Source organism: Rhodococcus sp. NPDC055112 (genome assembly GCF_053607505.1).
Genome location: NZ_JBSGTR010000075.1, coordinates 1 through 22,680 on the forward strand (window position 1 = coordinate 1; position 22,680 = coordinate 22,680).

The 22,680-nt window shown below is 67.9% G+C and carries 22 protein-coding genes and 2 tRNA genes; 13 read left to right on the forward strand and 11 right to left on the reverse strand.

Features of this window, described 5'->3' with window-relative positions; genetic code table 11:
• Nucleotides 1–40: 40 nt before the first annotated feature.
• The gene (locus ACWFRB_RS23710) at nt 41–1,258 is read right to left on the reverse strand and encodes an MFS transporter (RefSeq protein ID WP_452643690.1); all 1,218 of its coding nucleotides are present in this window, start codon (nt 1,256–1,258) and stop codon (nt 41–43) included.
• 130 nt (nt 1,259–1,388) lie between these two features.
• Here ACWFRB_RS23710 and ACWFRB_RS23715 point away from each other — a divergent pair, with 130 nt between their 5' ends.
• The 4 genes from ACWFRB_RS23715 to ACWFRB_RS23730 all read left to right on the forward strand — a co-directional run bounded on the left by ACWFRB_RS23715 (nt 1,389) and on the right by ACWFRB_RS23730 (nt 4,150).
• Nucleotides 1,389–2,162, forward strand: coding sequence for a fumarylacetoacetate hydrolase family protein (locus ACWFRB_RS23715; RefSeq protein ID WP_452643691.1), 774 nt, complete (start codon nt 1,389–1,391; stop codon nt 2,160–2,162).
• Nucleotides 2,163–2,267: 105 nt separating this feature from the next.
• Nucleotides 2,268–3,743: a glutamate--tRNA ligase gene (gene gltX / locus ACWFRB_RS23720; RefSeq protein ID WP_452643692.1), complete on the forward strand. Its 1,476-nt coding sequence runs from the start codon at nt 2,268–2,270 to the stop codon at nt 3,741–3,743.
• A 138-nt stretch (nt 3,744–3,881) separates the two neighbouring features.
• Nucleotides 3,882–3,953, forward strand: a tRNA-Gln gene (locus ACWFRB_RS23725).
• Nucleotides 3,954–4,077: 124 nt separating this feature from the next.
• Nucleotides 4,078–4,150, forward strand: a tRNA-Glu gene (locus ACWFRB_RS23730).
• Nucleotides 4,151–4,275: 125 nt separating this feature from the next.
• Here the strand turns inward: ACWFRB_RS23730 and ACWFRB_RS23735 are convergent.
• The 3 genes from ACWFRB_RS23735 to ACWFRB_RS23745 all read right to left on the reverse strand — a co-directional run bounded on the left by ACWFRB_RS23735 (nt 4,276) and on the right by ACWFRB_RS23745 (nt 5,862).
• On the reverse strand, nt 4,276–4,458 hold the full coding sequence (locus tag ACWFRB_RS23735; protein WP_077041171.1) for a DUF5302 domain-containing protein: 183 nt from the start codon (nt 4,456–4,458) through the stop codon (nt 4,276–4,278).
• A gap of 86 nt (nt 4,459–4,544) precedes the next feature.
• The gene (locus ACWFRB_RS23740; RefSeq protein WP_452643693.1) at nt 4,545–5,042 is read right to left on the reverse strand and encodes a pyridoxamine 5'-phosphate oxidase family protein; all 498 of its coding nucleotides are present in this window, start codon (nt 5,040–5,042) and stop codon (nt 4,545–4,547) included.
• 100 nt (nt 5,043–5,142) lie between these two features.
• Nucleotides 5,143–5,862, reverse strand: a complete 720-nt coding sequence (locus tag ACWFRB_RS23745; RefSeq protein WP_452643694.1) for an IclR family transcriptional regulator — start codon at nt 5,860–5,862, stop codon at nt 5,143–5,145.
• A 139-nt stretch (nt 5,863–6,001) separates the two neighbouring features.
• On the opposite strand from ACWFRB_RS23745, the gene leuC reads away from it, so the two are divergent.
• From leuC to ACWFRB_RS23760, 3 genes are all read left to right on the forward strand, one after another.
• Nucleotides 6,002–7,426 carry a 3-isopropylmalate dehydratase large subunit gene (gene leuC, locus ACWFRB_RS23750; RefSeq protein ID WP_452643695.1) on the forward strand — a complete coding sequence of 475 codons (1,425 nt, stop codon included), beginning with the start codon at nt 6,002–6,004 and terminating at the stop codon, nt 7,424–7,426.
• 27 nt (nt 7,427–7,453) lie between these two features.
• The gene (gene leuD / locus ACWFRB_RS23755) at nt 7,454–8,065 is read left to right on the forward strand and encodes a 3-isopropylmalate dehydratase small subunit (RefSeq protein WP_027499220.1); all 612 of its coding nucleotides are present in this window, start codon (nt 7,454–7,456) and stop codon (nt 8,063–8,065) included.
• 154 nt (nt 8,066–8,219) lie between these two features.
• Nucleotides 8,220–8,933, forward strand: a complete 714-nt coding sequence (locus tag ACWFRB_RS23760) for an HU family DNA-binding protein (protein WP_452643696.1) — start codon at nt 8,220–8,222, stop codon at nt 8,931–8,933.
• Nucleotides 8,934–9,017: 84 nt separating this feature from the next.
• On the opposite strand, the gene ACWFRB_RS23765 is transcribed toward ACWFRB_RS23760, so the two are convergent.
• The 3 genes from ACWFRB_RS23765 to cofC form a co-directional block, all read right to left on the reverse strand.
• The gene (locus ACWFRB_RS23765) at nt 9,018–9,944 is read right to left on the reverse strand and encodes an NUDIX hydrolase (RefSeq protein WP_452643697.1); all 927 of its coding nucleotides are present in this window, start codon (nt 9,942–9,944) and stop codon (nt 9,018–9,020) included.
• A 33-nt stretch (nt 9,945–9,977) separates the two neighbouring features.
• On the reverse strand, nt 9,978–12,113 hold the full coding sequence (locus ACWFRB_RS23770) for an RNA degradosome polyphosphate kinase (protein WP_452643708.1): 2,136 nt from the start codon (nt 12,111–12,113) through the stop codon (nt 9,978–9,980).
• A 128-nt stretch (nt 12,114–12,241) separates the two neighbouring features.
• The gene (gene cofC / locus ACWFRB_RS23775; RefSeq protein ID WP_452643698.1) at nt 12,242–12,949 is read right to left on the reverse strand and encodes a 2-phospho-L-lactate guanylyltransferase; all 708 of its coding nucleotides are present in this window, start codon (nt 12,947–12,949) and stop codon (nt 12,242–12,244) included.
• Between the two features lie 109 nt (nt 12,950–13,058).
• Here cofC and ACWFRB_RS23780 point away from each other — a divergent pair, with 109 nt between their 5' ends.
• A complete protein-coding gene (locus ACWFRB_RS23780) occupies nt 13,059–14,057 on the forward strand; it encodes an NAD(P)H-dependent glycerol-3-phosphate dehydrogenase (protein WP_452643699.1) in 999 nt (332 codons plus the stop codon).
• Nucleotides 14,058–14,138: 81 nt separating this feature from the next.
• Complete coding sequence (locus tag ACWFRB_RS23785; RefSeq protein ID WP_452643700.1) at nt 14,139–15,245, forward strand: D-alanine--D-alanine ligase family protein; 1,107 nt, start codon at nt 14,139–14,141, stop codon at nt 15,243–15,245.
• Nucleotides 15,246–15,267: 22 nt separating this feature from the next.
• Here the strand turns inward: ACWFRB_RS23785 and ACWFRB_RS23790 are convergent, their stop codons facing one another.
• Entirely contained in the window at nt 15,268–15,891 is a 624-nt protein-coding gene (locus ACWFRB_RS23790; RefSeq protein ID WP_452643701.1) for a DUF3515 domain-containing protein, read from the reverse strand.
• Entirely contained in the window at nt 15,870–16,097 is a 228-nt protein-coding gene (locus tag ACWFRB_RS23795) for an Lrp/AsnC ligand binding domain-containing protein (RefSeq protein ID WP_452643702.1), read from the reverse strand. Before ACWFRB_RS23795 ends, ACWFRB_RS23790 begins: the two co-directional genes overlap by 22 nt.
• A gap of 132 nt (nt 16,098–16,229) precedes the next feature.
• On the opposite strand from ACWFRB_RS23795, the gene ACWFRB_RS23800 reads away from it, so the two are divergent.
• From ACWFRB_RS23800 to ACWFRB_RS23810, 3 genes are read left to right on the forward strand one after another with little or no spacing between them, the layout of a single operon-like run.
• On the forward strand, nt 16,230–17,201 hold the full coding sequence (locus ACWFRB_RS23800) for a thiamine-phosphate kinase (protein WP_452643709.1): 972 nt from the start codon (nt 16,230–16,232) through the stop codon (nt 17,199–17,201).
• A 13-nt stretch (nt 17,202–17,214) separates the two neighbouring features.
• Nucleotides 17,215–17,736 (forward strand): gamma carbonic anhydrase family protein, encoded by a 522-nt coding sequence (locus tag ACWFRB_RS23805; RefSeq protein WP_452643703.1) that lies wholly within the window; start codon nt 17,215–17,217, stop codon nt 17,734–17,736.
• Nucleotides 17,736–18,428 (forward strand): uracil-DNA glycosylase, encoded by a 693-nt coding sequence (locus tag ACWFRB_RS23810; RefSeq protein ID WP_452643704.1) that lies wholly within the window; start codon nt 17,736–17,738, stop codon nt 18,426–18,428. The genes ACWFRB_RS23805 and ACWFRB_RS23810 overlap by 1 nt, the downstream gene beginning before the upstream one ends.
• 639 nt (nt 18,429–19,067) lie before the next feature.
• On the opposite strand, the gene ACWFRB_RS23815 is transcribed toward ACWFRB_RS23810, so the two are convergent.
• Nucleotides 19,068–20,588 (reverse strand): DUF222 domain-containing protein, encoded by a 1,521-nt coding sequence (locus tag ACWFRB_RS23815; RefSeq protein WP_452643705.1) that lies wholly within the window; start codon nt 20,586–20,588, stop codon nt 19,068–19,070.
• A 196-nt stretch (nt 20,589–20,784) separates the two neighbouring features.
• Here ACWFRB_RS23815 and ACWFRB_RS23820 point away from each other — a divergent pair, with 196 nt between their 5' ends.
• A complete protein-coding gene (locus ACWFRB_RS23820; protein ID WP_452643706.1) occupies nt 20,785–21,729 on the forward strand; it encodes a dimethylarginine dimethylaminohydrolase family protein in 945 nt (314 codons plus the stop codon).
• A 90-nt stretch (nt 21,730–21,819) separates the two neighbouring features.
• On the opposite strand, the gene ACWFRB_RS23825 is transcribed toward ACWFRB_RS23820, so the two are convergent.
• Nucleotides 21,820–22,617: an enoyl-CoA hydratase/isomerase family protein gene (locus ACWFRB_RS23825; protein ID WP_452643707.1), complete on the reverse strand. Its 798-nt coding sequence runs from the start codon at nt 22,615–22,617 to the stop codon at nt 21,820–21,822.
• Between the last annotated feature and the right edge of the window lie 63 nt (nt 22,618–22,680).

Consider the following 22,680-nt stretch of genomic DNA (forward strand, 5'->3'; position numbering starts at 1 on the left):
CGAACCGAGAGGTTCGCGGGCGGAGTGCGTTCGGGGCGGGTCACGTCGATGGCGGCGGCGGGTCGGCGGGGACCAGTGGGGCGGCGGCCAGCGGCAGTGCGGCGGCGAGCGCGAAGGCGGCAGGGAAGCCGAGGGTCCCGATCACCGCGCCGAACACCGGCGGCACGAACGCGGCGACCAGGAACTGACCGGTGTTCTGGGCGCCGAGGGCCCGGCCGCTCCAATACGGGCCCGCGATCTCCGCGACCGCGGTGAAGGCGAGTCCGTTGTCGGCCACCGTGATCACCGAGGCCACCACCATCAGCGCGACGGAGATCGGCGAGTCGAGCCAGTCCGTGACCGCGAGCGCAGCCATGGACACCGCCGCGGCGACCGCGACGGTCCGCAGCGGGCCCATCCGGCTGCCGACCCAGTCCGACCAGATGCCCGCACCGATCCGTCCCAGCGCGCCCAGCAGCTGGGTCGCGGTGATGAGGATGCCTGCCGACGCCGCCGACCAGTGCCGGTCGGTGATCAGCCACACCGGGACGAAGGTCCACACCAGGTACTGCGGCACCACCAGCACCGCCGAGACCGAGTGGATTCGCCACAGCACGCTCTGGTTCCGGTACGGGTTGGCCAGCAGGCCCTGCGACGACGCGGCCGCGCGGCTGGGCCGCGGTGGGTCGATCACGAACACCAGGCAGGCCAGTGCGGCGACCGCGCAGATGATCGCGGGCACGGTCAGCGCCCAGCCGATCCCGTGGTCCGCGGCCAGGTTCGGGACGGTCAGCGCGGCCACCGCCACCCCGAGGGGCAGCGCCATCTGGCGCACGCCCATCGCGAATCCGCGCCGGTGTGGTGGGAACCAGCCCACCACCACCCGTCCGCTGGCGGCGTTGGCACTCGAGGCGGCCACACCGCCGAGGAACAGGAACGCGCCGAGCGCCAGGGAGGACGCGCTCAGTGCGGCGGCCGCGGCACTCGCGACGGCGGCGGCGCCGAGTCCGATCGCCAGCACCCGGCGTTCGCCGATCCGGTCGACCACCAGACCCCATGCGAACAGGCTGACGAGGAAGCCGACCGTGGGGGCGGCCGCGATCAGTCCGGCGCGGGCCAGGCTCATGCCCTGCACGTCGTGCAGGGTCGGGATGAGGAAGGCGGGTGCGTTGGCGAACACCCCGCCCGCCGTCTGGGCGAGGACACCGAGCCCGAGCATGGACCACCGCCTCGGCGCGGTGATCTGCGGATCCTGTCTGATCTGTTCCTGAACACTCATGCAAGCCGTCCCAATATATGGAATAAAGATCTTATAGAATGGAATTCTGGATCGAGTGTATCGCGTGCGTCCCGGTCGCGCGCCGCGGGCGGACGCGGGCGGGCACGGTCGCGGCCGATACACTGCCGCCATGCGTCTAGGTCGAATCGCCAGCCCCGATGGGGTCGCCTTTGTTTCCATCGAGGGGGAGGGTGACGCGCAGACCGCGAAGGAGATCGCAGAGCACCCGTTCGGCAACCCGACCTTCACCGGTCGGAGCTGGCCGCTCGCCGATGTCCGGCTGCTGGCGCCGATCCTGGCCAGCAAGGTGATCTGCATCGGCAAGAACTACGCGGCGCACGCGGCCGAGATGGGTTCCGAGGCCCCCGAGGATCCGGTGATCTTCCTCAAGCCGAACACCTCGATCATCGGCCCCGGCGTGCCGATCATGTTGCCGCCCAGCTCGAATGAGGTGCACTACGAGGGCGAGCTCGCGATCGTCATCGGGCGTCCCTGCAAGGATGTGCCCGCCGCGAAAGCGCTCGACGTGGTGCTCGGATATACGGTCGCGAACGATGTGTCCGCGCGCGATCATCAGCGCCAGGACGGTCAGTGGACTAGGGCCAAGGGGCACGACACGTTCTGCCCGCTCGGGCCGTGGATCGAGACCTCGCTCGACGCCTCCGATCTCGAGATCAGGACGGAGGTCGGCGGTGAGGTCAAGCAGCGCAGCCGGACTTCTCTTCTGCTGCACGACATTCCGAAGATCATCGAGTGGGTCTCCGCGGTGATGACGCTGCTGCCCGGGGACGTCATCCTGACCGGCACCCCCGAGGGGGTCGGCCCGATCGTCGCAGGCGACACCGTGAGCGTCACGATCGAGGGGATCGGTACCCTCGCCAACCCGGTGGCCGCCAAGGGCTGAGTCCGGGCGGCGTGGCGACAGGTCGGTGGTCACTGCCCAGTCGGGGTGCGGGCGGGGAAGACTAGCCTGTAGGGGACCGATTCACCCCTCCGACCCAAGTGAGCCATGACCTCCAGCGAAGTGCGCGTTCGTTTCTGTCCCTCGCCGACCGGCACGCCCCATGTCGGGCTGATCCGTACGGCCCTGTTCAACTGGGCCTATGCCCGGCACCACGGCGGCAAGTTCGTCTTCCGCATCGAGGACACCGACGCCGCGAGGGACTCGGAGGAGTCCTACCAGGCGATCCTCGACGCGCTGAACTGGCTCGGCCTGACCTGGGACGAGGGTCCCGAGGTCGGCGGCCCGTACGCGCCGTATCGCCAGTCGCAGCGACGCGACCTGCATCTCGAGGTCGTCGCGAAGCTGCTGGCGGCGGGGGAGGCGTATGAGTCCTTCTCCACCCCCGAGGAGGTCGAGGAGCGGCACAAGGCGGCCGGCCGCGACCCCAAGCTCGGGTACGACAACTTCGACCGCGATCTGACCGCCGAGCAGCGTCAGGCATACCTCGACGAGGGGCGTAAGCCCGTCGTGCGGCTGCGGATGCCCGACCACGACCTGACCTGGAACGACCTGGTTCGCGGCGAGACCACCTTCAAGTCGGGCACGGTGCCCGATTTCGCGCTCACCCGGGGCAACGGCATCCCGCTGTACACCCTGGTGAACCCCGTGGACGACGCGTTGATGAAGATCACTCACGTGCTGCGTGGCGAGGACCTGCTCTCGTCGACGCCGCGCCAGTTGGCGCTCTACGAGGCGCTCCAGCGGATCGGCGTCGCGGAGCTCACCCCGGAGTTCGGTCACCTCCCGTTCGTGATGGGACAGGGCAACAAGAAGCTCTCGAAGCGTGATCCCGAGTCGAACCTGTTCATCCATCGGGACCGCGGCTTCATTCCCGAGGGTCTGCTCAACTACCTGGCTCTGCTCGGCTGGGGCATCGCGGACGATCGCGACGTGTTCTCGCTCACGGAGATGGTCGAGGCCTTCGACATCTCGAAGGTGAACTCCAATCCGGCGCGTTTCGACCAGAAGAAGGCCGACGCGATCAACGCCGAGCACATCCGGTTGCTCGACCCCGCGGACTTCACGACGCGGCTACGGGCCTTCCTGGCCGGGCACGGCCATCCCGTGGACGCGCTCGACGAAGCCTCGTTCGCCGCCGCCGCCGAACTCGTGCAGACGCGCATCGTCGTCCTCGCCGATGCGTGGGACCTGCTCAAGTTCCTCTTCGTGGACGAGTCGGAGTTCGCGATCGATCCGGCCGCGGCCGCGAAGAACCTGGGCGCGGATTCCGCTCCCGTGCTCGACGCGACGATCGCCGCTCTCGAGGCGACGCCGAACTGGGTGACCGCGGACCTGGAGGAGTCTCTCAAGGCGGCTCTCATCGACGGCCTGGAACTCAAGCCGCGCAAGGCCTTTGCGCCGGTGCGGGTCGCGGTGACCGGTTCGCACATCAGCCCGCCGCTGTACGAGTCGATGGAGCTGCTCGGCCGGGAGAAGACGATGGCTCGGCTGCGCTCTGCGCGCGCTCAGGTGGGTCAGTAGGAGTTCCCGTCGGCTGGCCAGGGGTGATTTCAGGCCCCTGACCAGCCGATTTGGAGAATGGCCCTAGGGCTTTGCTATTGTTCTCCTCGTCCGAAACGGAGAGCACAGCCGCAAGGTTGAGCGAGCCGCCGAGGTCATTGGGGTATGGTGTAATTGGCAACACAGCGGTTTCTGGTACCGCCATTCTAGGTTCGAGTCCTGGTACCCCAGCGGAGAGTTCAGACGATTTTGACTCTGAACTCCGGCCAGCTAAGCTAGCCGAGCTTCCACTGATGCGGAACTTCTTTTCGGAAGAGTTCCACAGCAGCGCAACAAATCAGTACAGCGTGTTCTTGGCCCCGTCGTCTAGCGGCCTAGGACGCCGCCCTCTCAAGGCGGTAGCGCGGGTTCGAATCCCGTCGGGGCTACAAACGAAAAAGACCCTCTGGCACATGCCAGAGGGTCTTTTTCTTGTGTCGGCTCGACCTCGAACGGGCGGCGCTCGAAAAAAGGCGCCCACCCGAGTCGGGTGAGCGCCTTCGCTCGACAATGCTCAGCCGCTCTTGCGGCGGAATTCTCGTTTGTGATCTGCGGGGCCGTGCGTGTGATGAATCTTCGAATCGCCGGCCGTGGCGGCCGTCGGGTTCGCGTTCTTGTGGTTCTTGCGCTCTAGTGCCTCGCGGAACTGTTGCTTGATCTGATCGTTCTCGTTCTGATCCTTCGCGGAGTCAGTCACGGTGCGCTCCTCCCATTCTGTTTGGTCGCACCGTGACGGTACCGCCGCCGCCGTGGGAAGTCCCGCAGATTTCTGCGGTGGCGCCGCTACAGGAAGGCCGCGGTGGTGCCGCCTACGGGCATCTGGGGCAATCCGAGCTTGCGGTGGTCCCAGGACCGGATGCGATCGGGCTTCACCCGCACCGCGATCCGCTTGTTGAGCATCATCTCGATCGCCGGGTCCACGTCGGTGGAGTACGGGCCCGTGTAGCGCTCCCAGATGCTGACGCCGACCTGCCAGAGGGCGTCTCGGTCGTCGATGACCTCTGCGGTGCCCTCGATGGAGATGCCGCGCAGGGTGTCGTAGGTGTCGCCGTCCTCGATCATGATGGTGACCCGGTCGTCCCGGCGGAGGTTGACGGCCTTCTGTGATTTCGACTTCGTCTCGAACCAGATCTCTCCGTCGATCACCGCGTACCACATGGCGATCAGGTGCGGCGCACCCTTCGCGCCCACCGTTGCCATGGTGGCGATCCGGCTGCGTTCGATGAACCCGGCGATCTCGTCGTCGTTCATCGTGATCTGGCTACGTTGGTTGGTGCCCACTGCGCTGTCCTCCCATGGGGATTGGAACCTGTTCTCGCATGCACTGTGCCATGGGCCACATATGTGGCTGTGCCATGGGCCACACCGGATGCGCAGGCCGCTACAGGCGTTTGTGGAGTGCGTCCGCGGCGGCGAGGAGGTCGGCGGCCCAGCGGGCGCCTGGGCGCCTGCCCATTCGGTCGATCGGACCCGAGACCGAGATCGCCGCGATCACGGCACCTGCGCCGTCACGCACCGGCGCCGCGACGCTTGCCACCCCTGGTTCGCGTTCGGCCGCGCTCTGCGCCCAGCCTCGCTTGCGCACCTCGAGCAGTGCCCGCTCGCTGAAGAGCGCGTCGGCCAGCACCGTCCGCTGGGTCTGTGGATCCGCCCATGCCAGCAGCACCTTGGCTCCCGAGCCGGCGGTCATCGGCAGTCGTGCGCCGACCAGTACCGTGTCCCGGAGGCCGGTCGGCGGCTCCATGGAGGCCACACACACCCGCTGGGTGCCCTCCCTGCGGTACAGCTGCACACTCTCGCCGGTGATCTCGCGCAGTCGCGGCAGGATCATGGCGGCCGCCTCGAGGAGGCTGTCGTGTGCGGTCGGGGCCAGCTCCGCAAGGCCGGGGCCCGGGCGCCAGAGTCCGTCGCCGTCGCGGGCGAGGAGTCGGTGCACCTCGAGGCCGACCGCCAGTCGGTGAGCCGTCGCCCGGGGCAGACCCGTGCGGGCGCACAGCTCTCCGAGGTTGCAGGGTTGCTCCGCAACGGCGTGGAGAACGGTCATCGCCTTGTCGAGCACCCCGATCCCGCTCGAGGCGGGGGAGCCGCTATGCTGTCTCATAGGGCGATACTACCGTCTCGCATTCTGAGATGGAAATTCGGACGGCTTCGATCGGGCGTGATCGGGGAGATGATGGAAGTGGCGCACTCCAGGCCGTCCGATGTCCGGGACGCACTAGTCACACTGAGAGGTGGAGAACATGGTCAGTAGAAAGCGCACCCTGGCAGAGAAGGTGTGGGACGAGCATGTCGTCGTCCAGGGCGAGGGGGAGGGCGCTTCGCGTAACCCGGACCTCATCTACATCGATCTGCACCTCATTCACGAAGTGACCAGTCCTCAAGCCTTCGACGGCCTTCGGCTGGCGGGCAGGCCGCTGCGCCGGCCCGATCTCACGATCGCCACCGAGGACCACAACGTCCCGACCATCGACATCGACAAGCCGATCGCGGACCCGGTCTCCCGTATCCAGGTCGAGACCCTTCGTCGCAACTGCGAGGAGTTCGGTGTCCGCCTGCATCCGATGGGTGACCTCGATCAGGGCATCGTGCACGTCGTCGGTCCGCAGCTGGGCCTGACCCAGCCCGGCATGACGGTGGTGTGCGGCGACAGCCACACGTCCACCCACGGCGCCTTCGGTGCTCTCGCAATGGGAATCGGTACCAGCGAGGTCGAGCATGTGATGGCGACCCAGACGCTGTCGCTGCGCCCGTTCAAGACGATGGCGATCAACGTCGACGGCGAACTCCAGCCCGGGGTCACCAGCAAGGACGTCGTGCTCGCCGTCATCGCGAAGATCGGCACCGGCGGCGGCCAGGGCTACGTGCTGGAGTACCGCGGATCGGCCATCCGTCAAATGTCGATGGAAGCCCGAATGACCGTCTGCAACATGTCGATCGAGGCAGGTGCCCGCGCGGGCATGATCGCGCCCGACGAGATCACCTACGAATTCATCAAGGGACGGCCGCACGCGCCGCAGGGTGCGGACTGGGATGCCGCCGTCGCAGCGTGGGAGCAGTTGAAGACCGACGAGGGGGCGAGTTTCGACCAAGAGGTCTACATCGACGCGAACTCGCTGACCCCGTTCGTCACCTGGGGGACCAACCCGGCCCAGGGTGCGCCGCTCGGCGACTCGGTGCCGGATCCCACGCAGATGGTCGACGAGAGCGAACGCCAGGCCGCCGAGAAGGCGTTGACCTACATGGGCCTGACGGCAGGCACTCCGCTGCGTGAGATCGCCGTGGACACGGTTTTCGTCGGTTCCTGCACCAACGGCCGGATCGAGGACCTGCGCGCCGTGGCGGGCGTGCTGAAGGGCCGCAAGGTGGCCGAGGGCGTGCGGATGCTGGTCGTCCCCGGCTCGATGAGGGTTCGCGCGGAGGCCGAGAAGGAGGGCCTCGGTGAGATCTTCACCGCAGCGGGCGCGGAATGGCGGCAGGCGGGGTGCTCGATGTGTCTCGGCATGAACCCCGATCAGCTGTCTTCGGGTGAGCGCTCGGCATCGACTTCCAACCGGAATTTCGAAGGTAGGCAGGGCAAGGGCGGGCGGACCCATCTCGTCTCCCCGCTGGTTGCGGCGGCGACGGCGGTGCGAGGCACGCTCTCGGCGCCCGCGGACCTGGACTGAAGACCACCGGAACGACAGGAGTATTTGATGGAAGCCTTTACGACACACAAGGGAATCGGCGTCCCCCTGCGGCGCTCCAATGTCGACACCGACCAGATCATTCCGGCGGTCTACCTAAAGTCGGTCTCTCGTAGCGGTTTCGAGGACGGCCTCTTCGCGGGTTGGCGGGCCGACCCCGAGTTCATCCTGAACATTCCGCCTTACGACAAGGGCTCGGTTCTCGTCGCGGGTCCGGACTTCGGTACCGGCTCGTCCCGTGAGCACGCGGTGTGGGCGCTATCGGACTACGGATTTCGCGTAGTGATCGCGTCTCGCTTCGCGGACATCTTCCGCGGCAACTCCGGCAAGGCCGGTCTGCTGGCCGCTCAGGTCGACCAGTCGGACGTCGAACTGCTCTGGAAGTTGCTTGAAGAGCAGCCCGGTCTCGAAATTGTTGTGGATCTCACGGAGCGCACGGTGACCGCAGGAACGCTGGTGGTGCGCTTCAACATTGATGACTACACACGGTGGCGTCTGCTCGAGGGTCTGGACGATATCGGATTGACATTGCGGCAGGTAGATGCGATTTCGGAGTTCGAAAAGTCAAGGCCGTCATGGAAACCTGCCACCCTCCCGGCACGGGTTGCCGAGGGAAACTAATACGACCGACTAACGGGATTCAGGCACGAAAGAGGGTGCCACGCCGCTGAGAGGGACATGAGAATTGGCGTGGCACATAGACTCTTGCCCTTTTCCGGATTACCGTGTTTGCTAGTCGGTCCGACAATGGGCCATCAGTTTGCGGAGGACTTCCATGAACAAAGCAGAGCTCATTGACATCTTGACCGAACGGTTGGACTCGGATCGCCGTACCGCCACCGATGCGGTCGAGCACATTGTCGACACCATCGTGCGCGCCGTGCACAGGGGCGAGAGCGTCACGATCACCGGCTTCGGCGTCTTCGAGCAGCGTCGCCGTGCGGCCCGCGTCGCACGCAACCCGCGCACCGGCGAGACCGTCAAGGTCAAGCCGACCTCGGTGCCGGCGTTCCGCCCGGGCGCCCAGTTCAAGGCCGTGATCGCCGGTAGCCAGAAGCTTCCGGCCAGCGGACCCGCGGTCAAGCGTGGCTCGGCGGCCGCCGCACCTGCGAAGAAGGCCGCGGCGAAGAAGACCGCCGCGAAGAAGGTTGCGGCCAAGAAGGTCGTCGCCAAGAAGGCGGCACCGGCCAAGAAGGCGGTCGTGAAGAAGGCGGCGCCTGCCAAGAAGGCGGTCGTGAAGAAGGCGGCGCCCGCGAAGAAGGCTCCGGCCAAGAAGGTCGTCGCCAAGAAGGCGGCACCCGCCAAGAAGGCGGTCGTGAAGAAGGCAGCGCCCGCCAAGAAGGCGGTCGTGAAGAAGGCGGCGCCCGCGAAGAAGGCGCCCGCCAAGAAGGCTCCGGCCAAGAAGGTCGTCGCCAAGAAGGCGGCACCGGCCAAGAAGGCGCCCGCCAAGAAGGCTCCGGCCAAGAAGGCGCCCGCTCGCAAGAAGTAGGCACGACCGACTACTCGTGCATCGCACGAGATCGAGGGCGGCGACGGGAAACCGTCGCCGCCCTCTGTCGGATCGGTGGCCGCCTCAGGCGTTCTCGGGCAGCGGGCTGTCGATGTGGCTGGCGTCCACCAGCTTGCCTCCTGAGAACGAGAGAACCCAGGTGCTGGCCTTCCGGTTGCGGGCAGGCGGCAGGGTGATCCCGTCCCGTTCTGCCCACCAGCTCAGCAGGTCGGGGATCACCCCGCTCTGACTGCAGATCACCTGCACGCCGCCGAGCGTGGCGATCTTCCGCACGCGTGACCGGGCCGCGGCCGGATCCTCCGCGTACGCCTCCTCCGAGAGCAGCGGCTCCGCCACGATCTCGGTGCGCAGCGCACGCGCCAGCGGTTCCACCGTCTGCTCGCAGCGGATGCGATCGGCGGAATGGACCGCCGTCGCACCGAAGGCGAGGAGCTGGGGTACCAGCGCCTCGGCCTGGACGCGCCCGAGGTCGTCCAAGGGGCGCAGCGCGTCGTCCGGTGAGTCCTTCCGTCGTCCGGCCTTACCGTGCCGGACGACGAGCATGGTGGTGGTGTCGGCGGGAACACGGAGGAATCGGCGCATCACCTTGCCGTCCACCGAGTACGAGAGTTCGCCCGCAACGTCCTCGGGCGCCACCCATCTGAGCTCGTCGACCTCGGAGTTCGGTACGAACTCGCCCCCGAGCGACTCGGCGGCCCAATAGTCGACGCGCTTGCGCTTGCGGTGGCCGGGGATCTCGTAGGCCACCCGGGTCACGCGCCGGTCCAGGCGTACCCGTAGACCGGTCTCCTCCTGCACCTCTCGCAGCGCCGCGACGACCGGCGTCTCCCCTGGGTCGAGCTTGCCCTTGGGGAAGGACCAGTCGTCGTACTTGGGGCGGTGGATCAGTGCGATCTCGATCTCGTAGGGATTGGTCGGTGACTTACGCCAGAGCACGGCACCCGCCGCGAAGATGTTGGCCTTGATGGGTCGATCCGACTTCGAGCTCACGAGCTGCCTTCCTGTGGTGGCCGGAAAACGTACCTACGAGCCGATCGCACGGCGACCGCGCATCAACTCCTGCTGGTGCTCGCGAACGCGTTCACCCCGGGCAGGCGAGGCCGCCCAGTGCCCGTCGGACTGGAGTACCCAGCACCGGGTTGTCGGGTCGAGGGCGGAGTCGAAGATGTCACCGAGCTGACGGGCCAGCCGCGGATCCTTCACCTGGGCCATCACCTCCACCCGCCGGTCGAGGTTGCGGTGCATCATGTCGGCGCTGCCGATCCAGAATTCCTCAGCGCCGACGAAATGCAGGATGCGTGAATGCTCGAGGAACCGCCCGAGAATCGAACGGACCTCGATGTTCTCGCTCAGTCCCGGCACCCCTGGCTTGAGCGCACAGATACCGCGGACCACCACCTGCACCTGCACGCCTGCCTGCGAGGCGCGATAGAGCGCGTCGATCACCTGCTCGTCCACCAGGGCGTTGGCCTTGAGCCGGACGCCCGCGGACTTGCCCTCGAGCTGGCGCGCGACTTCCGCGTCGATTCGCTTGATGATGCCGTCGCGGACGCCGTAGGGAGCGACCAGCAGGTTCCGGTACTGCGCCTTACGCGAGTATCCGGTCAGCGAGTTGAACAGGTCCGTGAGGTCCGCACCGATTTCCGGCGCGGCGGTGAGCAGGCCAACGTCCTCGTACAGCCGGGCCGTCTTCGGGTTGTAGTTCCCGGTGCCGATGTGGCAGTACCGGCGGATCGCCGAGCCCTCCCGGCGCACGACAAGGCAAGTCTTGCAATGGGTCTTGAGGCCGACCAGTCCGTACACCACGTGCACGCCCGCCTGTTCGAGCTTGCGCGCCCACTTGATGTTCGCCTGTTCGTCGAACCGTGCCTTGATCTCGACGAGCGCCACCACCTGCTTGCCGGCCTCCGCGGCGTCGATGAGCGCGTTCACGATCGGGGAGTCGCCGGAGGTGCGGTACAGCGTCTGCTTGATCGCCAGCACATGCGGATCGGCCGCCGCCTGCTCGATGAACCGCTGCACGCTGGTCGAGAACGAGTCGTAGGGGTGGTGCACAAGGACGTCGCCGTCGCGCAGCGTCGAGAACACGCTCTTGGGGGTCTCCCGTTCGCCGAATGCCGGATGGGTCGCGGGCACGAAGGGGGCGTCCTTGAGGTTGGCGCGGTCGACGCCGTAGACCTGCCACAGGCAGGACAGGTCCAGCAGGCCGGGGACCTGGATCACGTCGCCCGGATCCACGTCGAGCTCGCGCAGCAGCAGTTCGAGCATGTGCTCGGTCATGTCGTCCGCGACCTCGAGCCGCACCGGCGAACCGAACCGCCTGCGGGCCAGCTCGCGCTCGAGGGCCTGCAGCAGATCCTCGTCGCGATCCTCCTCGACCTCGAAGTCGGCATTGCGGGTGATCCGGAAAGCGTGGTGCTCGACGATCTCCATTCCGGGGAACAGTGCGTTCAGGTGCGCCGCGATGAGCGCCTCCATGGGCAGGAAGGCCGGGGTCGTCGCGGGGGAATCGGTGCGGTTGACGCGGACGAACCGGTCGACGTTGTCGGGCACCTTCACCCTCGCGAAGTGCTCGCCACCCGTCGACGAATCCTTCACGGTCACCGCGAGGTTCAGGCTCAGGCCGCTGATGTAGGGGAACGGGTGGGCCGGGTCCACCGCGAGGGGGGTCAGCACGGGGAACACCTGCTCACGGAAGTGCGCGGACAGGCGCTCCTCCTCGTCGGCATCGAGGTCGGCCCAGCCGATGATGGAGATGCCCTCGTCTGCGAGCTGGGGCAGCACCTTGTCCAGGAAGGTCCTTGCGTGCTTCTCCGCGATCTCCTGGGTCCGCCGGTTGATCAGCGCCAACTGCTCACGCGGGCTCAGGCCGTCGGCGGAACGGACCGAGAGGCCGGTCTCGTCCCTGCGCTTGAGGCCCGCGACCCGGACCATGTAGAACTCGTCGAGGTTCGAGGCGAAGATCGCGAGGAACTTGGCGCGCTCGAGCAGCGGAAGGGACGGATCCTCGGCGAGGCTGAGCACCCGGGAGTTGAAGTCGAGCCAGCTCAGCTCGCGGTTGAGGTAACGCTCCTCCGGCAGGGGGATGACCGAACCGTCGACCACCACCGGGGTGGCTGCGGGCGGCGCGGTCGGGATCACCGGAAGGTGATTGACGATCGGTGCGCTCCATTCGCGCTCGCCGGTGCCCGACGCCGTGTGCTGTCCGGCGTCCTGTCCGCGTACCTCACCGTTACTCACGCGTAGATCATCCCCCAGATCGCGAGTGGGGGACAATCGATGCGCATTTATCTTCGGTGAATTTGCCGGGCGGTTCCCGCGACGCCTGGCCAGCCGATCCGGTCGAGCTCCGCGGCGGTCGCCGGGCCAGGCCCGAGCATCACCGCGGCATCGAGGTCGGCCGCGGTGTCGACATCGAGTCGCAGCCCCGGCCAGTCGCCGGTCAGTTCCGTGGCCCCGGAAAGGCGGTGGCGCCGCGCCGAGTCCGGGCCGAACGCGGGGTCGAGGTCGGCCTCCGGATCGCCGACGATCAGCGCCGCGGTCCCTGTGCCGTGGTGATCGACCACGAAGGAGCGGGGTGCCCGTGCGCCTGCGGCCAGCGCCGCCGTCAGATCGTCCGGGCGCAGGCAGGGGAGATCGCCTTGCAACGCCACGATGGGTCCGTGTCCGTGGGTCGATCTCACATGGTTGGCGGCGGCCCGCAGGACGGTGTTGAGGCGATCGCTGCCCTCTCCGGCGGGGTCCTCGTAGTGCCCGGCCCCGCACTCGCGCGCCACGCGGGCCACCGACGGGTCCGGGGTGATGACCGTGACCTCGGCGATCCCCGACGCATGTGCGGCCGCCGTCAGGGTGTCGCGCAGCATGGCCAGCACGAGCGCGGTCCGCTCCTGCGGCCCGAGGCGGGCGGCCAGCCTGCTCTTGGCCCTGCCGAGCTCCTTGACCGCGATCAACACGTGCGCCTGCCCCGCGGGCGGCGTGCGATGCGCTGGGTCCATACCGGCAATCCTGCCAGCACGCCGCCGCGGGCGAGCAGACCGCTGTGCCCCGGCGGCCGTCTACTCTTGGGTCCCGGCGGCAGCGGGTGGCGAGGGGAAGGGACATTCCATGAGCAAGGCAGCGGTACTGGGGGCGGGGTCCTGGGGGACGGCGTTCGCGAAGGTGTTGGCCGACGCCGGCACCGACGTCACGATGTGGGCGCGGAGACCCGAAGTGGCCGACGCGATCTCGGTGGATCACCAGAATCCGTTCTACCTCGAGGGGATCGCGTTGCCGCCCTCGCTGTCGGCGACCAGTGACCATCGCGTCGCTCTCGAGGGCGCCGACATCGTCGTCCTGGCCGTGCCCTCGCAGTCGCTCCGCGAGAACCTCGGCGCCTGGGCGCCATTCATCGAGCCCGATTCGACGCTGTTGTCCCTGGCGAAGGGCATCGAGAGCGGGACACTGATGCGGATGAGTCAGGTGATCAGCCAGGTCGCGGGCGCGGATCCGTCGCGGGTGGCGGTGCTGTCGGGGCCCAACCTGGCCAGGGAGATCGCCGCGGGACAGCCGGCCGCCACCGTGATCGCGTGCACCGATTCCGTTCGCGCGGTCGACCTTCAAAAGGCTTGCGCCACTGGTTACTTCCGTCCTTACACCAACTCCGACGTGATCGGCTGCGAGGTGGGCGGGGCGTGCAAGAACGTGATCGCCCTCGCCTGCGGAATGGCGTCGGGGATCGGTCTGGGGGAGAACACGAACGCCACCATCATCACCCGTGGGCTGGCGGAGATGATCCGGCTCGGGGTTGCGCTCGGCGCGAACCCCGCGACGTTGGCCGGGCTGGCCGGCGTCGGCGACCTCGTCGCGACCTGCTCCTCGCCGCTCTCGCGAAACCGGACCTTCGGCCACCACCTCGGTGCGGGCGGCTCCATGGAGAGCGCTCAGCGGGCCACGAAGGGGCAGGTGGCCGAGGGCGTGAAGTCCTGCACCTCGGTGCGAGCGCTGGCGGCGAGTCACGACGTGGAGATGCCGCTGACGGAGGCGGTTCATCGGGTCTGCCACGAGGGCATGTCGGTCCCGGATGCCGTCGGACTGCTCCTGGGGCGGCGAACCAAGCCCGAGTGAGCGCGCCGAACGGTCCGAGCGGTCCCGATCAGCGGTGACCTGACGCGGCATATCGGTCGGTCCAACGGTACGGTTCGGTACGTGAGTAATCCGCGTACGAGGGTGGCTGTGGTCTTCGGTGGCCGTAGCAGTGAGCACTCCGTCTCCTGTGTTTCCGCTGGTAGCGTGCTTCGCAACCTCGATCCCGAGCGTTACGAGGTGGTGCCGATCGGCATCACCCCTGACGGTGCATGGGTGCTCGGTCCTACGGATCCCGACGCCCTCACCATCGCGGGCCGCTCACTGCCCACCGTCGACGCGGCGGGCACCGCACTGACCCTGACCGCCGACCCGACCCGTTCGGGCGCGCTGGTGTCCCTGAGCAACGACGAGGCCGGAGCGGTCCTCGCGTCGGTGGACGTGGTGTTCCCGGTCCTGCACGGCGCCTACGGCGAGGACGGCACCATCCAGGGTCTGCTCGAGCTCGCGGGCCTGCCCTACGTCGGTCCCGGCGTGCTGGCCAGCGCGGCGGGCATGGACAAGGAGTTCACCAAGAAGCTGCTCGCGGCCGATGGGCTGCCGATCGGGGAGCAGGTGGTGTTGCGCGCAGGCACCGCCACGGTGTCGCCTGCCGATCGTGAGCGGCTCGGCCTCCCGGTGTTCGTCAAGCCCGCCCGCGGTGGATCCTCGATCGGTATCTCCCGGGTGTCGTCCTGGGACGATCTCGACGCGGCGATCGAGATGGCCCGCAGCCACGACCCGAAGGTCATCGTGGAGGCAGGCATCGTCGGCCGCGAGGTCGAGTGCGGTGTTCTCGAATTCCCGGATGGCTCAGTGAAGTCCAGCGTCGTGGCGGAGATCCGGATGCCGGAGTTCGCGGGCGACGACGGCGCCTTCTACGACTTCGACACCAAGTACCTCGACGACATCTGCGAATTCGATGTCCCTGCCAAGCTCGACGACGCGATCAGCGAGGAGATCCGGGCGATCGCCGTGCGGGCCTTCGCCGCGCTCGACTGTCAGGGGCTCGCCCGGGTCGACTTCTTCATCACCGAGGACGGACCGGTGATCAACGAGATCAACACGATGCCCGGGTTCACGTCGATCTCGATGTACCCACGGATGTGGGACGCGGCCGGGATCGACTACCGGACCCTGGTCACCACTCTGGTCGAGACGGCGCTGGCCCGGGGGACCGGCCTGCGCTGACGGCAGGCCGGCCGGTCCGGGGTCAGGGGGTCGGTACGGGTGCCGGGTCCAGCGGCCGCGGCTCCAGCGCGCCGGTGATGGCGGCAGAGGCTTCCTGCAGTGGGGTCGGGCCCGAGCCGTGCGGCACCGTCAGCGCGACGTAGACCCCGCGATCGACCGCGAACCAGGTGCTGGCATCCAGCCCCTCCTCGCCGGGTACCTCGAACCACTGCACCGCGTCGACCATCGTCAACGGCGATGCCGCGTTGAACTCGAGCGGACGGTCCACGCCACAGCGAAGCACGACCTCCTTGGCGTCGTCCGCCTGCCATGCGGCCGCGCCAACGGGGGCCGGATCCATCAGCTCGGCCCGCTCGAAATCGCCGAGGTTCTCGGGCAGCGCCGCGATCAGGGCGGCGCACTCGGGGGACTCGGCGGCGGGGGCGGGCACCGTGCCGAGCGCTACCGGCTCCCGGATGGGGTCGCGTCCGGCGATCATGGCGGCGACGAGCACGCCGACCACGAGGGCGACAGGGAGGGCGACCGCGACGGCGATCAGCGCCGGGCTGCGCCGGGCGGTGGGATGGGGTTCTGCGGGTTCGGGGGCGTCAGAGGAATCGGGGAGATCGGGGTCGTTCACGGTTACTAGTGTGCCGCAACCTGGCATGTGAGGGTCCGGGTGATTCCCGGGACGCGTTGAATCCGCTGGACCACGCCTGGTAACTCGGTCGTGTCCGCGGCCTCGACGCGGACCACCACGTCGTACGGGCCGAGGACATCTTCCGCGTTGAGGACGCCAGGCAACTGCCTGATCACCTCGGCGACGAGCAAGGCCTTGCCGACCTCGGTCTGGATCAGAACGAAAGCTTGCATCGCTGACGCCCCTTCTCGGTGCAGTGCCCGCGACCTCGGTAGAGTCGCGGTGGCCCTGGCCTGCCACTTGCACGGTCGGGTTACTCCCGGCTGCGATAAAGGGTACCGGGTCTCATTCCTCGGAGGTGCGTCATCGAATCGACTGACCGCGGCACCGACACCGGGCGCACCGTCGCCGACATCGGCGAATTCGCGGTGATCGACCGTGCGGTGGCGGGTCGGGCGCAACCCGAGAGCACGCTGCTCGGCCCCGGTGACGACGCCGCGGTGGTGCGGGCGCCGGACGGCGCGGTGGTCGCCTCGACCGACATGCTGGTCGAGGGCAGGCACTTCCGGCTGGACTGGTCGACTCCCGATCAGGTCGGGCGCAAGGCGGTCGCGCAGAACGGTGCGGACATCGTCGCGATGGGGGCCTGGCCGACCTCGTTCCTGGTGGCGATCGGTTGCCCACCGAGCACACCGGTGTCCGTCACCGACGCGCTGACGGACGGGATCTGGGCCGAGGTGGCCGGGTTCGGTGCGGGTGTGATCGGCGGGGACATGGTGCAGGCGGAACAGTTGGTGGTCTCGATCACGGTGCTCGGAGACCTGGGTGGGCATGCGCCGGTGCTGCGATCGGGAGCGCGTCCCGGCGATCAGGTGGCCGTCGCGGGTCGGCTCGGTTGGTCGGCGGCGGGGCTGGCCGCGTTGCTGGCCGAATCGGATCGATTTCCGAAACTGGTTGCCGCGCACAAGGTTCCGGTGCCACCGTACGAGAGCGGCCCGGTCGCGGCTCGCGCCGGTGCTACCGCCATGACCGACGTGTCCGACGGGTTGATCGCCGATCTGGGGCACATGTGCACCGCGTCGGGGGTCGCGATGGACCTGGACGGTGCGCAGCTCGAACCTGGGCCCGAGCTCTCCGCCGCCGCGACGGCGCTGGGGGCGGACGCGCTCGACTGGGTGCTCACCGGGGGCGAGGACCACGCCCTGGCCGCGACCTTTCCCGCCGATGCGCCGCTGCCTGCGGGCTGGCATCGGATCGGGTCGGTCCTGGCCGGAGCCGGCGTGCAGGTCGACGGCCGTTCCTGGGCGGGCGGCGGCGGATGGCAGAGCTTCGATTAGATAGATTGCCCGAATGCCTATCTACGCCCTCGGTGACCGCGTTCCCGACATCCACCCGGACGCGTATGTCCACCCCGACGCCGTGGTGATCGGTGCGGTCACCTTGGCTGCTGGCGCCTCGGTGTGGCCGCAGGCGGTGCTGCGCGGCGACTACGGCACCATCACGATCGGCGCGGACACCAACATCCAGGACGGCACCGTCATCCACTGCACCCCGATCGATCCGACGGTGATCGGAACGGGCTGCGTGGCGGGGCACAGCGCGCACATCGAGGGCGCGACGATCGGCGACAACTGCCTGATCGCGTCCGGATCGGTCGTGCTGAACGGCTCGAAGGTCGGCAGCGGCGCGATCGTCGGCGCGGGGGCCGTCATCCCGTTCAGGTTCGAGGTGCCGGCGCGTCGTATGGCGCTCGGCGTACCCGCGAAGATCCGCGAGGGCTACGAGGTGCCCGAGGGCCACCTGGACATCAACGTGAAGACCTATTCGGCGAACGCCGCGTTCTATCGGGACGCGCTCCGTCGCGTCGACTGATGCCGACTCGAACTCTCGACGAGTCGATGGAAGCGGGTTGGGCGCAGGCGCTCGCGCCGGTCGCGGGGCAGATCTCGTCGATGCAGGAGTTCATGAGCGCCGAGACCGCGCAGGGCCGTGACATCCTGCCGGCCAGGGAGAACGTGCTGCGCGCCTTCCGGCAGCCGTTTCGGGACGTCCGGGTGCTGATCGTGGGCCAGGATCCCTATCCGACCCCGGGCCACGCGGTGGGACTGAGCTTCTCGGTGGCGCCCGACGTCCGTCCGGTGCCGCGCAGCCTCGGCAACATCTTCGCCGAGTACAGCGAGGATCTTGGTCTGCCGACGCCGGACAACGGCGACCTCACGCCGTGGACCGAACAGGGGGTGCTGCTGCTCAACAGGGTGCTCACCGTCGAGCCCGGCAGGGCGGCCGCGCATCGAGGCAAGGGCTGGGAGGCCGTGACCGAGCAGGCCATCCGGGCGCTGGTGGCCCGGCCCGAGGCGATGGTGGCGATCCTGTGGGGGCGGGACGCGAGCACCCTGAAACCGATGCTCGGGAATGTGCCGGTGATCGAATCCGCACACCCGTCGCAGCTGTCCGCCCGACGCGGGTTCTTCGGGTCGCGGCCGTTCAGCCGGGCCAATCGGCTCCTCGACGAATTGGGGGAGCAGCCGGTCGACTGGCGGCTGCCCAGCGGCGCGCTGTTCTAGCCGCGGAGGTTCGTTCTCCCGAATTGTGTTGCTCGACTACCCGAAGGTGGCGAAGTAATGCAGGAGATGGCGGTGGCGCACTGACCGTGCCGGTCGGAGAAGTGTCTCGGACGAAAGTAACGGCGCAGGGCTCGAAACCGACCATTCGGTAGGTGAACGTCAATTTCAGGGGGCTTTGATGATACGGCTGCCAGTGGCAACCGCTTTGGCTGTGGGCATGGGGGCGGCACTTGCTCCTACTGCATCGGCGCAGGGCCACACACCACCTCCGGGTTACGCGCCATACAGCCAGCACTTCGTGACCCCGGTAGATCCCGATGCATGGAGGCCGGCTCCAAAATTTGTTGCGGTCAGCCCCTTTGGTGTCAATGACATCTACTGCGCCTCAGGCGGAGGCTGGACCGACTGCATCCAACTCGACCGCGAGGGGCGCAAGCACGACCTCGTGCAACTCTACGGGTACTTTCCGAAGGTATTCGTGTTCAATCCTTTCTAGGGTCGGGCGCCCTTCACGCACTAGCCACGCTCTGCAGTGGCTAGTGCAGATCGGCTGATGCGATTCTCCAGTCGGCGAATGAAAGGGGCCCAAGGAGAACGCGGCCAGGCAGTGCATTGGCAACTCCACCCCAGAGCTTTCGCCTAGGGAACATCGCCTTCGTTCTCCCGGAAGGGTCGCGGTTGTCGCCCTTGATTGCCGCGCCGCTCGCGTGCGTCGGCCTCCCTGCGGGCGTTGGCTTTTCGTCGGGCACGCTCGAGTAGTTCCATGGGGTGGTGGCGGTGGTTGATGCGGGGTTTCTGTTCGGGGTCGATGTGTGGTGGTGGGGTCCATTGGGTGCGTCCGGCGTTGTCGGTGCCGTTGGGGGCGGTGTGGGTGTGCCAGCCGCCGGGGCCGTCGTGGATGAGGGCGTGGCAGCCGTCGCATCCGAGGGTGAGTTCGCTGATGTCGGTGGTGCCGCCCTTGGACCAGTCGTTCACGTGGTGGACGGCGGTCATGGTGGCGGGGGCGTCGCAGCCGGGCCGGGTGCAGCCACCGTCGGCGGCGATGAGGGCGAGTCGTTGGTCGGCGGTGGCGAGGCGTTTGCTTCGTCCGAGGTGCAGGGGTCTGCCGTTGTGGTCGAAGAGCACCAGTACCGGATGTGACCGTTCGGCCATCTTCAGTGCGTCTCGTACCGGGAGGATCCCGCCGGACGCGGTCGTGGCGACACCCGCGGCATGTTCGAGTTGGTCGAGGGTCATGGTGATGATCGCCGTCACCGGCAGTCCGCGATGCGACCCCAAGACGCCGGAGCCGAGCAGTGCGCGCAGCGCTTCCTTGATGGCGTCGTGGTTGCGCTGCGGCGCGGTGCGGGTGTCGCGACCCGCCGCCGCAGCCAACGCATCCCTGTCGATGCTCGAATGCTCTGCATCGCCTGTCGGTGATTCGGGGTCGTCGGGGTTGTTCATCCCGGGTCGTGCCCACTTCGCCAGGATCGGTTCGAGCAGCGCCCGGGTCTCGGGGTCGAGATGGCCGGAGATCGGGGTCATGAGATCCGTGTCCTGGCGGCCGATCCGGATGCCCCGCAGACGCTTGCGGTCCTTGTGATCGGTGAGGTTGCCGTCGGGGTTCAGGTGCGCGAGCAGGTCGTGTCCGGCCTTTTCCACATCTTCCGGTGTCGCCGAACGTGCCAGGTCGGCCAGGATTTCCTCCGCGACGGCGACGTCGGAACTGCTGACGGTGTGGGGGATCTTGCGGATGACTGCTCGTATCGCGCGGGCGTGATCCGGGCCGATATCGCCGTCGCGTTGCGCGGCAGCGGTTTCGGGCAGGTCCGCGGGCAACGGATCCCCCGACAACGAATGCCAGGTTCCCAACGTCTTCGCCGCCCTCGCCCGCGCGGAGGCATCAGCGGCCGAGATCCGCAACACCTCGACCAGCAGCTTGTTCACCGACTTGTGTCCCAGCTTGCTCGGGAGTGAGCGTTCGACTGCCTCCACGACCAGTCGGTGTCCCACCGCGCCTGCCCGCCGAAGTGACCTCTCGGCCTGCTGCATGACCGACGTCAGCTCGCCGTCCGGCAACCCCGTCAGATCGCACTCGCAGAGGCCATCGACGGCGGCGACCAACGCGGACAGGTGTTCCTGCACCCGTCCCGCAACCCCGACCCCATCGATCGAACCCATGTTCGAATGCTACCGCCGCAGTCCGACACAAAGCTCCGCCCCGGATTCAACTGGCTGAGCTTTGCGGTGCCGCGCGGGCGCAGACTGGACTCATGGTGTCGTCGCACCGTGGGCGCGCCGTGGGTCCCGGATGAATCGAGGAGAAGGCGACATGAATCCGATCGGAGTGCCCAACGAGTGGGGCCAACTCCACGAGGTGATCGTCGGCATTCTTCCGGAGGACGCCCTCGTGCCCGCGCCGACACATTTCTGCTACGAGTACATGGCCCCCGCCACGCTGGAACTGCTCCGGAAGTATCAGGGGCGACCATTGAGGGACGTCGACCCCGAGGCGTTCGAAGACACCGCTCGCCAGCTCGAAGGCTTGGTGCGGGCATACGAAGACGCTGGTGTGCAGGTTCGTCGGGCTCGCCCGTGGACCGCTCCGGAGCAGCAGTACCTCGCCTATCTGGCGCCAGGAGGCTTTCCGGTCTTCGTGCGGGATCCGATCCTGATGGTCGGCAACCACGCCATCGAGCTGGCCGTCAAGACTCCGTTTCGGCGTAGAGAGATCTTCAGTATCCGTGAGCTCCTACAGCGACGCGTGTCAGAAGACCCCCAAGCCCGATACGTCTCGATGCCCACGCCGCTGCCCGTGCAGCCGACGCGGCTGTCTGACGGCCCGGGTCCCTTCCTGGAAGGGGGCGACATCTTCGTCATGGGCCACGATGTCCTGGTCGGAAACTCGGGACTGGCGTCGGACCGGGCAGGCATCGACTGGCTGCAGCGCTACCTGGGGCCCGAGGGCTACCGGGTCCACGAGGTCCCGCTCACCAGCGAATGGCTGCACCTCGATTGCATCTTCGCCGTCGTCCGTCGGGGTCTGTGCATCTGCTACACCGGCGGCCTGGAACGCGGGCTGCCGTCGATCCTGAAGGACTGGGAGGTCATTCCGGCGACGTCGGAGGAAGCGCATGCGCTCGGCTGCAACACGATGTGCCTCGAGGAGAATGTCGTGCTGATGGGGGAGGAGCACACCCGGTTGATCAAGGGGCTCGAGAGGCGGCAGGCCACCGTCGTTTCCGGTTTCCGGATGGACATCGCGTCCCGATGGGGCGGTGGCATTCGATGTGCGAGCCACCCCCTGCGTCGCGACGAGTGAGTCCAGAAGGCGCCGCGCACGAGGTGCGCGAACGGAGACCGCAGGGAGGATGGACCCTCCCCGCGGTCTCCTGTCGGAGCGCTGGTCGAGCTACTCGCCTGCGGAGAAGTCGGCGCGGCGCTTCTCGACGAAGGCGTCGACGCCCTCCCGGCCGGTCGGGCCCGCGGCCGCGGCCGAGATCGAGGCGGTCTCCGCGTCCAACTGCTCGGACAGCGAACGCTCACCCGACTGTGCGAGCAGGCGCTTGATGCCTGCATATGCGGCGGTCGGACCGGCCGCGAGGGTGCGGGCGACCCGCAGCGCCTCTTCGCGGATCTCGTCGTCGCCGACCAGCCGGCTCAGGATGCCGAGTCGGACCGCCTCGTCGCCGCCGATGACCGCGTCGGTGAGCAGGATCTCGCGGGCCTTGGCGATCCCGACGATCCGCGGCAGCGTCCAGGACATGCCGCCGTCGGGGGTGTACCCGATCGAGGGGTAGGCGGGCCGGAGCTTGGTGGACGGGCCACCGATGGAGACGTCGGATGCGCAGACCAGGCTCATACCCGCGCCGGCCGCCCAGCCCTGAACCGCGGCCACGACCGGGATCTCGACGGCGTCGATCGCACGGACGAAGTCGTGCAGGGTGCGAGCGAGGTAGTCGACGAACTCACCGCGGTCCTCGGCGGCCGCGAAGGCCCGGACGTTGCCGCCCGCACAGAAGTTGGCGCCCTCACCGATCAACAGGACGCTGCGCGCGGCGAGGGTGCCTGCCGCAACGGCTTGCAGGGCGGTGGTGCCCTGGCTCACCCCGTCGAAGTCGAGGGAGGTGCCGTTGTCGGCGGTGGCGATTGCGATTCGGAGTACGTCGCCTTCGAGGCGGACGTGGCTGAGGCCGTCGAGTGAAGTCACCGATGAACCATATCGGGCCGCAGATACGACTGTGCCCCGACACCTGAGGTGTCGGGGCACAGT